At 62.3% G+C, this 13266-nt stretch carries 14 protein-coding genes; 5 read left to right on the top strand and 9 right to left on the bottom strand.

The window, feature by feature from the left end:
* Nucleotides 1–14: 14 nt before the first annotated feature.
* The 4 genes from IPJ87_08490 to IPJ87_08475 all read left to right on the top strand — a co-directional run bounded on the left by IPJ87_08490 (nt 15) and on the right by IPJ87_08475 (nt 4759).
* Entirely contained in the window at nt 15–404 is a 390-nt protein-coding gene (locus IPJ87_08490; protein MBK7941899.1) for a DUF423 domain-containing protein, read from the top strand.
* A gap of 63 nt (nt 405–467) precedes the next feature.
* Complete coding sequence (pckA, locus tag IPJ87_08485) at nt 468–2081, top strand: phosphoenolpyruvate carboxykinase (ATP) (GenBank protein ID MBK7941898.1); 1614 nt, start codon at nt 468–470, stop codon at nt 2079–2081.
* Between the two features lie 99 nt (nt 2082–2180).
* Complete coding sequence (locus IPJ87_08480) at nt 2181–3653, top strand: hypothetical protein (GenBank protein ID MBK7941897.1); 1473 nt, start codon at nt 2181–2183, stop codon at nt 3651–3653.
* Nucleotides 3650–4759 carry a hypothetical protein gene (locus IPJ87_08475; protein ID MBK7941896.1) on the top strand — a complete coding sequence of 370 codons (1110 nt, stop codon included), beginning with the start codon at nt 3650–3652 and terminating at the stop codon, nt 4757–4759. Before IPJ87_08480 ends, IPJ87_08475 begins: the two co-directional genes overlap by 4 nt.
* On the opposite strand, the gene IPJ87_08470 is transcribed toward IPJ87_08475, so the two are convergent.
* From IPJ87_08470 to IPJ87_08435, 8 genes are all read right to left on the bottom strand, one after another.
* The gene (locus IPJ87_08470; GenBank protein MBK7941895.1) at nt 4753–5208 is read right to left on the bottom strand and encodes a DUF962 domain-containing protein; all 456 of its coding nucleotides are present in this window, start codon (nt 5206–5208) and stop codon (nt 4753–4755) included. The two genes, IPJ87_08475 and IPJ87_08470, sit on opposite strands and share 7 nt — an antisense overlap.
* 1 nt (nt 5209) lies before the next feature.
* A complete protein-coding gene (locus tag IPJ87_08465; GenBank protein ID MBK7941894.1) occupies nt 5210–5728 on the bottom strand; it encodes a DinB family protein in 519 nt (172 codons plus the stop codon).
* A complete protein-coding gene (locus tag IPJ87_08460) occupies nt 5725–6996 on the bottom strand; it encodes an endonuclease/exonuclease/phosphatase family protein (GenBank protein MBK7941893.1) in 1272 nt (423 codons plus the stop codon). The genes IPJ87_08465 and IPJ87_08460 overlap by 4 nt, the downstream gene beginning before the upstream one ends.
* Nucleotides 6993–7919, bottom strand: coding sequence for a hypothetical protein (locus IPJ87_08455; protein MBK7941892.1), 927 nt, complete (start codon nt 7917–7919; stop codon nt 6993–6995). The genes IPJ87_08460 and IPJ87_08455 overlap by 4 nt, the downstream gene beginning before the upstream one ends.
* Complete coding sequence (locus IPJ87_08450; protein MBK7941891.1) at nt 7916–8239, bottom strand: tetratricopeptide repeat protein; 324 nt, start codon at nt 8237–8239, stop codon at nt 7916–7918. The genes IPJ87_08455 and IPJ87_08450 overlap by 4 nt, the downstream gene beginning before the upstream one ends.
* Entirely contained in the window at nt 8236–8943 is a 708-nt protein-coding gene (locus IPJ87_08445; GenBank protein ID MBK7941890.1) for an ABC transporter ATP-binding protein, read from the bottom strand. Before IPJ87_08445 ends, IPJ87_08450 begins: the two co-directional genes overlap by 4 nt.
* A gap of 258 nt (nt 8944–9201) precedes the next feature.
* Nucleotides 9202–9999 (bottom strand): cation transporter, encoded by a 798-nt coding sequence (locus tag IPJ87_08440; protein ID MBK7941889.1) that lies wholly within the window; start codon nt 9997–9999, stop codon nt 9202–9204.
* A 181-nt stretch (nt 10000–10180) separates the two neighbouring features.
* Nucleotides 10181–10819, bottom strand: coding sequence for a hypothetical protein (locus tag IPJ87_08435; protein MBK7941888.1), 639 nt, complete (start codon nt 10817–10819; stop codon nt 10181–10183).
* A 343-nt stretch (nt 10820–11162) separates the two neighbouring features.
* Between IPJ87_08435 and IPJ87_08430 the strand changes: the two genes are divergently transcribed.
* On the top strand, nt 11163–12161 hold the full coding sequence (locus tag IPJ87_08430; GenBank protein ID MBK7941887.1) for a BstXI family restriction endonuclease: 999 nt from the start codon (nt 11163–11165) through the stop codon (nt 12159–12161).
* Here IPJ87_08430 and IPJ87_08425 read toward each other — a convergent pair.
* Nucleotides 12151–13260 carry a site-specific DNA-methyltransferase gene (locus IPJ87_08425; GenBank protein ID MBK7941886.1) on the bottom strand — a complete coding sequence of 370 codons (1110 nt, stop codon included), beginning with the start codon at nt 13258–13260 and terminating at the stop codon, nt 12151–12153. The genes IPJ87_08430 and IPJ87_08425 overlap by 11 nt on opposite strands.
* Nucleotides 13261–13266 lie beyond the last annotated feature (6 nt).

The following is a 13266-nucleotide window of genomic DNA, read 5'->3' as shown; positions in this document are numbered from 1 at the left end:
CCCACCTTTGCGCCATGCGTCGGAACATCACCGCCGGAGCCGCCGTGCTGGCCATCGCCGTGGCCCTCGGTGCCTTCGGGGCCCATGGCCTGCGGGCCGTATTGTCGCCCGAGGCCCTCGCCCAGTGGCGCACCGGGGTGGAGTACCAGTTCTACCACGGCCTTGGCCTGCTGCTGCTGGCCGCCCTGCACGACCGGATCCCGGAACGCTCCCTCCGCCTGACCGGCGGCCTGCTCCTCGCCGGGGTGGTGGCCTTCTCCGGCTCGTTGTACCTGCTGGCCACCCGCGACCTGCTTGGCACCCAAGGGCTTACACCGTTCATCGGACCGGTAACGCCCCTGGGCGGCCTGTGCTTCATCGCCGGCTGGCTCCTGCTGCTGGTGGGTGCCCGCCGCGGACACTGACGGATGTTGGCCCGCCCACCCGGCCTTCCTCTACCTTTGCCGCCCTATTCCAACCCTACGGACATGAACGAGTTCGGCAAGCGACCGAAGAACGCGGACCTCTCCTCCATCGGCCTGGGCCTGGTGGGCGATGCCTACTGGAACCTCGAGCCCGCAGAGCTGATCGAACACGCCATCGTCAACGGCCAAGGTGTGTTCGCCGACAGCGGCGCCCTGGCCATCGACACCGGTGAGTTCACCGGACGCAGCCCCAAGGACAAGTTCTGCGTGAAGGACGCCAAGACGCAGGACACGGTGTGGTGGGGCGACGTCAACATCGCCTTCGACCCCGCCAAGTTCGACGCCCTCTACGAAAAGATGTGCGCGTACCTGATGAACCGTGATGTGTACGTCAAGGACGCCACCGCCTGCGCCGACCCCGCCTACCGCCTCAACGTGCGCGTGGTCGCCGAGTACCCCTGGAGCGCCCTCTTCGCGGGCAACATGTTCATCCGCCCCACCGCGGCCGAGCTGGAGGAGTTCACCCCCGAGTGGCATGTGGTGTGCGTGCCCGGCTTCACCGCCGATCCCGCCAAGGACGGTACGCGCCAGCACAACTTCGCCATCATCAACTTCTCCAGGAAGATGATCATCATCGGTGGCACGGGCTACACCGGCGAGATCAAGAAAGGCATCTTCACCGTGCTGAACTACGTGCTGCCCCAGGAGCGCGGCGTGCTCAGCATGCACTGCAGCGCCAACATCGGCAAGGATGGCGATACCGCCGTCTTCTTCGGGCTCAGCGGCACGGGAAAGACCACCCTCAGCGCCGACCCGGACCGCCGCCTGATCGGTGATGACGAGCACGGCTGGAGCGATTCCGGCGTGTTCAACTTCGAGGGCGGCTGCTACGCCAAGTGCATCGACCTCAGCGCCGAGAAGGAGCCCCAGATCTGGGACGCCATCAAGTTCGGCGCCCTGCTGGAGAACATCGTCTTCCACGAGGGCACCACCAAGGTGGACTTCAGCGACGGCACCAAGACCGAGAACACGCGCGTCAGCTACCCCATCCACCACATCGACAACATCGCCGTGCCCAGCATGGGCGGCCACCCGAAGAACATCTTCTTCCTCACCTGCGATGCCTATGGCGTGCTGCCTCCCATCAGCCGCCTCACCCCGCAGCAGGCCATGTACTGGTTCATCAGCGGATACACCGCCAAGGTGGCCGGCACCGAGGCCGGGGTCACCGAGCCCAAGACCGTGTTCAGCGCCTGCTTCGGCGCGCCCTTCCTGGCCCTGCACCCCGGCCAGTACGCCGCCATGCTCGGCGAGAAACTGCGCCAGCACGATGTGCGCATCTGGCTGGTGAACACCGGCTGGAGCGGTGGCGCCTATGGCACCGGCGAACGCATGAAGCTGAAGTACACGCGTGCCATGATCACTGCGGCCTTGCGCGGTGAGCTCGACAGCGTGGACTACCGGCAGCATCCCGTGTTCGGCGTGAGCTTCCCGGCCACCTGCCCGCACGTGCCCGACGGCATCCTGGACCCGCGCAGCACCTGGAAGGACAAGACCGCCTACGACCAGCAGGCCGAGCGCCTGGCCAAGGCGTTCAACGACAACTTCGCCAAGTACAAGGACGGTGTGGAGCCCGAGGTGCTCGCCGCCGCGCCTCGTACCACGGTGAAGGCCTGACGTGTCCGCACCCGATCGGTCCATGGCCCCGGCCTCCGTGCTGGGGCCATGTCATTCCGGACGGGCAGACCGTGGCCCTAAATTCGCAGCCCTTTGCGCATGACCTTCCGCACGCCGGCCGCCGGGCTGTCCATCCTCTCGCTTGCGCTGCTCCCGCTGGCGGCCGGGGCGCAGGTCCACGATCCCCTGGAGGGTCAGCGCCACTACCCGGAGCATGTGGCGGCGGACCTGGAGCTCTGGCGCAGCACGCTGCACGAGGCCCACGCCGACCCGTATCGGCACGTGACGAAGGCCGCGCTGGACCGCGCCATCGACGAGGCCATCGCCGCTGCGCGTGTCCCCCTCACGGCCGCCGAGGTCACCGACCTGCTCACACCCGTGCTGCAGCTCATCGGCGACGCCCACACACGCGTGGACCTGCCCGCCACCGTCGAGCGCTCCCTGCGTGAACAGGTGCCGCTGCTGCCCCTCGCCGTGCGCGCCGTAGGCCAGGGCCTCTACGTGGAGGAGGAGCTCAAAGGCTTCCGCTCCATCCCCTCCGGCAGCCGCATCCTCTCCATCAATGGCCGTTCGGCCGCCGGCATCCTGGACACCCTCGCCAGCAAAGCCCTGTCCGATGCGAACGATTCCCTGTTCCGCGTGCGCCAGGTGGAACGCGACCTGCCCTACCTGCTGTACCGCCACCTGGACCGCTCGCCCACCTTCACCATCGCCTTCGAACCGCCCAGCGGCCGCGCCCGCACCGAACAGGTGATGGGCCTCACCGGTGAGGAGGTGCGCCGCTCGGTGAGGCCGGAGAACGGGCCCCTGCTGCCATGGAGCGCGGCCCACCACGCCGACCACCACACCACCTGGCTCGCGCTGCGGAACTTCCATACGGACACCCTGCTGAACGCGGGCATCAAGCCCGAGCGGTTCGTGGAGGACCTGCGCCGCGACCTCAAACGCAACCGCTCCCGCGTGTTGGTGATCGATGTGCGCGGCGCTGCCGGCAGCGAGCTGGCCCTGGCCGAACTGGTGCATTCCATCTACGCCCTCAAGCCCTACCGCGTAGTGCAGGACATGACCGTGCGCCTCAGCGCTCCACCCAAGCATTACGGCCTGTGCGAGCCACTGCCCGAGTTCTTCGCCACTCTGGCGGCCAACTACCTGCCCGGCGATCACGGCCGCTACCACCTGCGCCCGGACGACCCGCGCCTGGAGTTGCTGGAGCCACAGCCCAACGCGTTCGACGGCAAGGTGTACGTGGTGTGCGACGCCTTCACCCGCGAGGCCGCCGCCGCTCTGGTGATGATGGCGCGCCGGGCCGGAAGGGCCAGCATCGTCGGTGAAGAGGTCGGTACCAACAGCCTCAGCAGCTGCGGAGGCCGCATCCTTCGGATGCGCACGCCCAACACCGGCCTGGTCTTCCACATCCCCCTCATCCGCTATGTGTACGAGGGCACGCCCCGAGGCCTGCTCGACCGCGGTGAACTGCCCGACCACGCCTTCGGGGTGGACGCACGCGCCCTCGCCACCGGCCGCGACCTGCTGCGCGACGCGTTGATGGAGATGATCATCGAGCTGCAGTGAGGACCCTGTCGGCCATCGCCGTCCTGGCCCTGTTCGCCGGCTGCGGTCCGGCCGCTCCGCCCGCCAGGCCTGCGGCCGCGGCCCCGTGGACCGAGCGCGCCAACGACGCCGCCACGCACTTCCGCAGCTGGCAAGGGCCCGACGGCGAGGCCGTGCTCGTGCTCGGGGCGGCCATGGACACCCTTGCCCGCCTGCTGATCACCGCTGCGGAGCCGCCGCCGCAAGGGCCGTGCGCCGGTCCCTGGACGGGGGTGCGGCCCAGCGCCCTGGAGCTCGTCCTGCTCAGCACCACGCACACCGCCTACGTGTCCGCCCTGCGCGCCCTGCCACGCGTATCCGCCTGCGCCTGGCCCGAGCGACAGCGCGACAGCACCCTGCGCGCGGCGCTGGCCACCAATGCCCTCGCCGGTCTGGCCGAGGGGGAGGGCGCCCGCCTGGAGCAGCTCACCGCCCTCGCCCCCGCGCTGGTCCTCGATCATCCGTTCGGCGGAATGGCCCGGCTGCCGCAGCATCATGTGGCGGTGCCGGTGTGCGAATACCTGGAACCGCATCCGCTCGGCCGTGCCGAATGGCTTCGCTTCTTCGGGGTGCTCACCGGCACCTCGACCGTGGCCGACAGCCTCTACACCGGCATCGCGGCCCGCTACCGCGCCCGCGTGCGCCAAGCCGACCCGGACGCACCCCTCGTGTTCGTCGGCAGCGCCTGGCGCGGGGTCTGGAGCGTGCCAGCGGGCAACAGCCTGATGGCCCGCCTGGTGGCCGATGCGGGAGCGCGGTACCGCTATGCGGACCGCGTCGCCCAGGGGAACCTCGATCTGCCGATGGAGGTGGTGATGGCCGATGCCCATGCCTGCACCCATTGGGGCGTGCTGGCCGATGTGCCCGTCCTGCGCGGTGCGGCCGACCTTCCCGGCGTGGATCAGCGCATGCTGGACTCCCCGGCCTTCCGCAGGGGCACCGTGTTCGTGGCCAACAGCGCGGAGGCCGACCTCTTCGGTCGCGCCATGCTGGAACCCGATGTGCTGCTCACCGACCTGCAGGCCGTGCTGGACCCGGCGACGGATCCCGCGCACCGGCCCACCTACTTCCGGCGCCTGCCTCAGTAGCGCAGGCCCGCGCGGCGGAACAGATCGCCCATCAGCCACGCCGGGCCGATCAGAAGGAACTGCAGGTCCTGGAAGAAGCTGGGCTTCTTGCCTTCGATGTGGTGGCCGATGACCTGGCCGATCCATCCGCCGGCGAAGAGGCCCAGGCAGGTGACCCAGAGCGGCAGAGGCAGCCAGCGCTCCATCAGCACCACCAGCCCGCAGCACAGCAGGCTCCAGGCCACCATGGCCAGCATCATCGGCTTCGACAGGCGGGCGTAGAACACCGCCACGGCCGCCACCGCCACCCACGCCCACACGTGCGGCGTGGCCACGGGGGAGGGGATGCCCCACAGCAGCCCCACGATGCTCAGGAAGATCACCGGGATGCAGACCCAGTGCAGCGCCTTGTTGGTGGGGTCGCGGTGACTTTCGCCGTAGGCCGCGAACCAGTCGTGGATGCTCCGCATGTCAACCAAGGTAGCGTTCGCGCAGCACGGCCACGTGGTGCAGCGCGTGCCCGGCCGTGGCCCAGCCGATGGCGCGCACGCTGATGGCGTTGCCGTTGGCCGTGCCGCGCTGCAGGAGGTCCTCCTCCTCGAAGCTTCGGAACAGCGCCAGCGTGGCGCTATGCACCGCCCGGTGCTCGGCGAGCAGTTCGGCCAGCGTTCGGCGTGCGGCCCGCGCCGCAGGCACCCAGGCGTCCTCGTCGAAGCCCGGCAGCGGGGTGGCATCGCGGCGCGCGAACCGCAGCGTGCGGTACGCGAACACGCGCTCGGCGTCGATCAGGTGCAGCAGCACCTCCTTCACCGTCCACTTGCCGGGCGCATAGCGATGGTCGCCGCGTGCTTCAGGCACGGCACCGAAGGCGGCCTGCACGGCGTCCGCGGCGCGCACCAGCGCATCGCACACATCCACGCCCGGTGCCTCCTCCACATAGCCGCGGTAGAAGGCGGGGATCTCGTCCAAAGGCGGGCGTGCTGTGCTCATGGGGCGATGACATAGGGGTGGCGAAGGCTGAGGCCGTCCAGGTGCAGCACGGCCACCTGAAAGCCAGCAGCGGCGGCCGCAGCGGGCAGGGTCGTGGTGCCTTCGGTGAAGCGGAGGCTGCGGCGTTCGAGCAGGCGGCCCTGGGCATCCCAGCGCTCCAGCATCCCTTCGCCCGGCCGCTGCGCGTCGACGAACAGGGCACCGTCCGCCGCGTGGCGCAGCGCCAGCGGGGCCGGGGTCTCGCGCGGGGCCTCGCCCGCCACCACGCCGTCGAAGCTCAGGTCCAGTACCACGGGCAGGTGGTCGCTCATGTAGTACAGCGCGCGCAGCACCGCGAAGGGCGTCTGCCCCGAACTGCAATCGGTGATGTTGTCGTTGAAGCAGGTGCCCGAGTTGCCCACCGGACGGCAGCTCCCGGCCACGTAGCTCAACCGGTCCCCGCCGTTCATCGCCGTCTGGCTCAGCAGGATCAGGTCGAACCGGTCGTCCAGCCCACCGCCGGCGCCCTCGCCATAGAGCGTGTTGGTGCGTGTGCTCTGCGTGTGGTGCTGGGCCATGGCCGAGTTGCCGTTCCAGCTGATGGGCAGCGTCAAGGGGTCGTCCAGCGGGTTACCCCCCCCGCCGGTCATGAAGGTGGTGTAGGCTCCTTCGCTGGCGTTGTAGATGTTCATGTCGCCCGCGACGAGCACGTTGCGGCCCGCGGGCAGTGTGTTCACGTGGGCCATCAGCACCTCGGCCATCTGCTGCCGCGCATACTCGTTCACCACGCCGGTGCTGGCCTTCAGGTGCGCGACGTACACCGTGATCCACGTGGTGTCCTGCGACTGCGGCAGGTCCACGTCGTTCACGTACAGGGTGTACACGTTGATGTCGCGCACCGCCGTGGTCAGCGTCTGCTGCCCATTGAGGGTGAAGCGCTCGTGGTCGTAGTAGAGCTGCTGCTGCAGCTTCACGGTGCTGCCCGGGTCGCTGATCTGCGGCACCCAGGCGGCCTGGCTGAAGCGCGTGACGCCGTTGTTGTTCAGGGCGTCGTTCAGCACCAGGTTGGCGCCGGTGACCGTGCGGATCTCCTGCACGAGCAGCAGGTCCGGACGCACATGGTCCACGATGCGGGCCAGCGTGTCCTGCCGCCCGGCCGGCACGGGTTCCGGGAAGGCCAGCAGGTTGTAGGTCATCACCCGCAGGGTGGTCTGCGCCCGCATCGCCCCCCCGAAGGCGAGGACCAGCACGGCGCACAGCGGCAGGGAACGAAGGCGGACGGTGGTCACGACCCAAAGGTACCCGTTGCGGCATCGCGCAGCAGCCCGGCCAGTTCCTTGGCCACCAGAGGCCACGCGTCAGGTCGGAGCCACCAGGTGCGCGGCGGCACCTGCGGGTCGGGCAGGGCGATCACCCCCACGAGCACCGCATCGCCATTGGCCCGCCGGTGGGCGTTGCGGGTGCGGCGGGCATGCACGCCCAGGCTCACCACCTCGTAGGCCCCCAGCCCCAGCCAGCGCGCCTGGGTCGCCATGGCCTGCGCGGCCGAAACGGTGCGCCCCCGCGCATTGGGCAGACCCGGCACCGCCAGCACGTGGGCCTCAGGCAGGCCCAGCGCGACCAGCCGCTGCGCGCGCTCCTCGGCCCAGGTGAGCGCGCACATCGTTCGGGTCCCATCGGCCCCTTGCACCCGCACCGCATGACCCGTCGCCGACAGCGCCTGACCTGCGCGGGACAGTGTTTGCACGAAGAGCAGGGCCGCAGTGTCGCTGGCTGCAACCGTCGCTGCGACTACCAACCGAAGATGCCGCACACCCTGACCCACGCTGATGTCCACCGCCCGCAGGGTGCCATCGGCCGTGCCGGCTTGCAGCGGAAGCGTGTCGCCCAGAAGCTGCCAGCGCACGCCCGGCAGCCCGGCCAGTTGCATCTGCCAGGGCCCGGCCATTGGCGCGCCGTCGATCACGAGCGTGTCGCCGGTGTGGAGGTATTCGCTCAGAGGTCGTTCGCCGCCGGTAACGAAGACCTGATGTATCCCGCGAGCCTGCACCAGCCGCAGCACATCCGACATGCGGTCGACCGGGATCCAGCCTTCCACCACCAGGGCCGGAGCGCCCACCGGGGCGGTGAGGGCCAGCCAGGGCGCCACGGTGAGCAGGGCGCCGAGCCCCGCGGCGGCGGCGAGCAGGACGATGGTGGCGCGGCGCCTCATGCCTCGTCGGCGATGGCATGGCGCAGCTCCTGCAGCTCGGCGCGCGCCTTGCGGTCGCCGGCCACGGTGCACTGCAGCAGGCCCACGTCGCACACGTGCAGGGCATCGTGCGTGCGCCCCACCTCGGCCAGCATCAAGGCTAGCTGGTAGTAGGTGGCGATGTGGTGGGGCGCATCGCGCACCAGCTGCTCCAGGTCGGCGATGGCGGGGTCGGTGTCGCCCAGCCGCTTCAGCTCCAGGGCGATGGCGTAGCGCAGGAAGAGGTCGCCCGGCTCCTCGGCCAGCAGGGCGCGCAGCTGGGGCAGGCGGTCGGTGCTCATGGGGCGAAAGGCTGTGCGCTCCATGCCGCGCGGAAGTCCGCTGCCGGGCCGATCCGTACGATGCGGCCCTGGTCCATCTCGGCGATGCGGTCGGCCAGGTGGAAGGCGTCCTCGCGGTCGTGCGTCACCACCACCGCGCCGGTGCCGTGGGCGCGCAGGATGCGCAGCACCTCCTGCCGCACCGCCGCCCGCGTGGCGGGGTCCAGGTCGCTGAAGGGCTCGTCCATCAGCATCAGCGCGGGGCGGCGCACCAGGCTGCGGGCGATGGCTACGCGCTGCTGCTGCCCGCCGCTGAGCTGGTGCGGGTAGCGGTCGTCCAGGCCCTCCAGGCCCACGGCGGCCAGCTCCTCGCGCACGCGCCGCTCGCGCTCGGCCCGCGGCCGGTCGGCCAGGCCGAAGCCCACGTTGCCCTGCACGGTGAGGTGGGGGAAGAGCGCCAGGCCTTGGAAGACGAAGCCCACCGGACGCGCCTCGGGCGCCACCCAGGTGCCGGCATCGGCCATGGGGCGGCCCTGCACGGCGATGCGGCCCGCCGAAGGGCGCTCCAGGCCCGCGATCAAGCGCAGCAACGTGGTCTTGCCACAGCCGCTGGGACCCACCACCACCAGCACCTCGCCGACGCCGAGCTCCAGCCCCACCCCATGCAGGATACCCCGCCCGTCGTGGGCGAAGTGCAGGTCGTGTACGGTGAGCAGGGGGGACAAGGGCGGTGCGGGTACCGCGAAACTACGGGGTGGCCGGGGCGTGCACCCTACTGGCGGTGGTCATTCGGGGTTGGACGCTGGCGCGCCGCACGGGGCGCGATGGCGTTCAACGGATTGCGGCTTGGCGAAGGGCGGGATTTTTACCACAAATGTTCATACGAAGCAAAAATGTTTGATAAACCACAAATGTTTCTACGAAGCACGAAACCCCGCCTTTTGCCAAACCGCTGTTAGCAGTAGTGGTTTTTTGTTCTTCCGTCATTTTGATAGTTTTAGAATTTTAAATGCTCCTTGTCCAACGATGAAAAATACTATTGTCCCAACGATAAGGTCGGGATATTTTGAGTTTGTCAAGTAAACAAGTCCGCCTGCGACAATTACACCTAAATTTACAACTACGTCATTAGATGTAAAAATCATACTCGCTTGCATATGTGCTTCTCTGCTTTTGCTTTTTTGCAGTAAATACAAACAAAGTCCGTTGCCAATAAGTGCAAGAATTGAAATAATTATGATTGTCTGAAATGTAGGAACTGTTTCAGTTCCAATAAATCGTCTGATTACTTCAATGAAACCAAAAATGGCAAGTGTCAACTGAAAATAACCTGCTGATTTTGCAATGTTCTTTTTTCGTGTCATTGTCCCACCAACAGCGAAAAGTGCAAGTCCGTAAACAATACTGTCGGCAAGCATATCTAAACTGTCGGCAACAAGTCCCATTGAGTTTGAAATGAAACCTGTCGTAAGTTCAAGTGCAAAAAAGAAAAAGTTGATAGCTAAAACTTGCCAAAGCAATTTTCTTTCTCGGTCGGTGTTGTCGGTTGTAACAGAATAATTGTCTGCCGAAACGCTGTCAATAAGTGAAGTGTCATATTTTAAGTTGTCAAGTCGCTGAAAAATTTGGTCGTGGTTGTCTGTGTGAAAAACGGTCAGCAGTCTATTAGGTATATCAAAGTCCAACGAGTTGATGTTCTTCAAGTCGGCAAGTTTCATCCGTATCATTTGTTCTTCGGATGGGCAGTCCATTTTTGATATTTTAAATGTCGTTTTTTGCATTATTTATTATTGTCGGTTGGGTCGTCCTGCCATTACTGCTAACGTTTTCGGGCTTTGCGTTCGGGCGGGTTTCGGAGCACAAAACTGTCAACCTGCACCACACTTGAATAGAAGTACAAAGCTCCAAGTTTGCACGTCACCCAGCCTGACGCAAAACCCGTGTTATGTGCTTGTGCCTTTGTCATACTTTTAGTTTCAAAAAATACAAGTCGTTTATATTGTCCCACGAAAAAGCATAGTCTTGGTTTAATGAAATGTCCTGTCCGTATGGTTTGTCTGTTTTGTATTGTAAGTTAGTTCCTGCTTTATAACTTTTTCCATTTCTGAAATCAAAGTCTGAAGTGTCTTGTGAGTAATTGTCTTGGTTGTAATAGTGTGAATGGTCTGTCGCAAGAATAAAATAACAAATGTCTATGCTGTGTTTCTTGTATAACTCAAGATTTGAAATGTCTTTGAAAACGTCATATCTGTTATTAGGTTCTCTGTGATTTTCTTTTTTGAAAAACTTCAATTCTATTGCGGCTGTTGTCGTGCTATTGTCGTCTTGATATTTAAGCAATAAATCTACTCTTGCTCTGTCCGATTTGCTTTTAATACTTGTTTCGTTAAGCGAAATGTAAGTTTCAAATTCAAGATGAAATTTGTCAGCAAGTCTAAATTCATAGAGTTGTCCTAATGTTTTTAAAATGTGTCCAAATTCTAACTGAAAAGAGCTTTCATTTCGTGCTGTTAGTCCGCCAAAAGCAAGTTTATGAGTTAGCAGTCTGTATGCAGTTTCAATGATTTCTTCTGTCAGTCTTATTTGGTTTTCTTTCTTCATTTGTCAATGTCTATATGTTAGTTCGTAGCGGTCTATTGGCATAGCACATAACGGATGAGGCTTGCAGCAGTGCGCTCGTGCGTTGGCTCTTTGGTGCGTTGGGGCGCATTGCTGCAAGCCGATGTTAGGTGCCGTCGCGTCTTCCGCATTTTGGTCCCGCCCATTGCTGCAAGGTAGTGGCTTGCTGTCAGTGGACAAGCGGGACTCAGAAACCGGCCCGTCTGTTCGCCTTTGGGCTTTCCCTGTTAGGCGCAGTGGGCACCATTGCGATTCTGGAGGAGCGTTGCGATGTTGACGTGGATTCTGGCAAGAGGACCTACCTTGGACGGAAAGAAAAGCAAGGATGGCCAAGAAGAGCATTGCACGCATACCCGCACTTCCGCAGCTGCTGAAGGACAAAATTTACAAGACCGGGCAAACACGAGGCGCTTCAAACAATGAGGTGTATCAGAATCGAGTGTTGCGAAACAATACGGTACTCATCCGCTACAATAGAATCGACATCGAGCCAATGCACCCTAGCGGGGCGGAATCATTCGAAAACGGGTATATCGTTCTCATATCACCCGAAACATATTTCGGCACCCCTGATGTTGAAGATGTGCTGCTCACGAATGGCTTGGTGCTAGGCGAGAATGCCTTGGTGTTTTACGAGTCAAGGGCACAGTGGCAGGCACATGACCCGACCAGTCATGGATGGGTTCCAGCGGATAGTAGGCAAGCTCCACTTGGAGGGCAGTATGTTGCGCGTGTTCCAGGTAGTACCTCAGGAAGAAAGGCAAAGCCCATCTATGAAGGTTTCAACCACAAGGACAGTAAGGGAGCAGGAATTCGCGTGTACGAATATGCAGATAGTCGTACACTGGAACTATGCAAGATGCAGCTCGAAGCAATATTCTGGCATTGCCACGATGCCCTTGCGGTTACGGTGTCAAATGGGATGAGTGAAGCTGACGCCGATCGGCGTAAAAGTCATGCTATTGAAGTAGCCATCCGTGAAGGATTGTTGGACTACAACAAGCTTAGAGAAGTACGCATACTTAATGCAAACGACATTTCTATCTGTCCGCTATGTCTAGAGCCTTTGAGCGCTCAGAGTTTCTTCAACCGTATGGAACAAGCGGAAGGGAGAGAGGTACTAGGGTTAACCATCACGCAGGTGAACCTGTTTCACGTCAACGAATTACGAGTGGGAATATTTAACCATAGAGCCTATAATCTCGGCTGGGGACATCACAAGTGCAACGTTGTCGTGGGTGATGAAGGAATCGAGAAGACCTTAAAATGGATGCGAGAGGTGATTGGGCGCAACGAGGAAGCGGGTCTACTTCCTACAGAGTAAGCTCCATCTGTTCGCGGACCCGCTTCGGCTTTGGTTCTGTCGGCATCGTGATCTCCTTTGATCTTTTTCCTGAGGATAGTCTCGCCGCTAGTAAAGACTGCGTACGTTCTATCCACTTAGGGTCGATTTCCATGGACACTGTTCGACGGCCAAGATTGAGAGAAGCCATCGCTGTGCTAGCCGATCCGCTGAAACAATCAATTACGATGTCACCGGGATGGGTAGTCGCTTGGATAGCATGTTCAAGCATTGACAACGGCTTTTCGGCGGGATGCTTGCCTTTGTATGGTCTAACAGACGGGAAGGTCCATACGTCCGTGAACTCAACGTTGCCATTGACATTGAATGGGCGAATTAAGTCCTCATAGGCGGGCATGGATTGTACATTTCCCGTTTCCAAGAACGCCGTGCAAATGCGCTCATACTGCTCCCGGCTTGGCACATTGCGCCCGGTTTCCCAGTTGGATACTGCCCCCCCGTGATTAACCTTACCGTAAGCACCTGTTATTTCAGTGAGCTGATGCCCTGAGAGACCTGACTGTTTGCGTGCATCGCGCAGGAAGTTCGCAAACCATGAGTTCGTCAAATTTCCAGGGCTAGATGGTTCCGCAAAGATTATTCGTTCGGTGTGCGCGTACCATTGCCGTAGAGCCTCCTTCTTCATTTTCTGTTTCCACCCGTCGAAGCCGGGCTCGTTAGGCTTGGTCCAAACGACTTGAGAGAGGATATTGAACTCTTCGGAGAAGAGAACTTCAAGCCTTGCTGACATCTCGGAGGAGCAATAGCAGAACAACGTGCCATTGGGTCTAAGTATCCGCTTCCATTCGACTGAGTACTGCTTCATCCAGTCAAGGAAGTCGGCGTCACTTTTGAAGGCAGTATCGCCATGAATGTTGTCCTTCTTTGTGCTGTGATAAGGTGGGTCGGTAAGGATTAGACTGACCGAATGATCGGGGATCTTCTTCAGGTTTTCGAGTGAATCCCCAACAGCAAGCAACGCTTCATCATGCTCGAAGCCTATGACGCCGGCAAGTGAAGCACGTATAGCGGCGAAGTCTCTGGATCTGTCAAGAACCGGGTATGGCTCACTGTTGTGCATGGCCTG

The sequence above is a fragment of the Flavobacteriales bacterium genome (assembly GCA_016713875.1).
Classification (GTDB): domain Bacteria; phylum Bacteroidota; class Bacteroidia; order Flavobacteriales_F; family PHOS-HE28; genus PHOS-HE28.
Note: the sequence above shows the minus strand (reverse complement) of the source record. Positions and strands in the feature narration are given on the sequence as shown.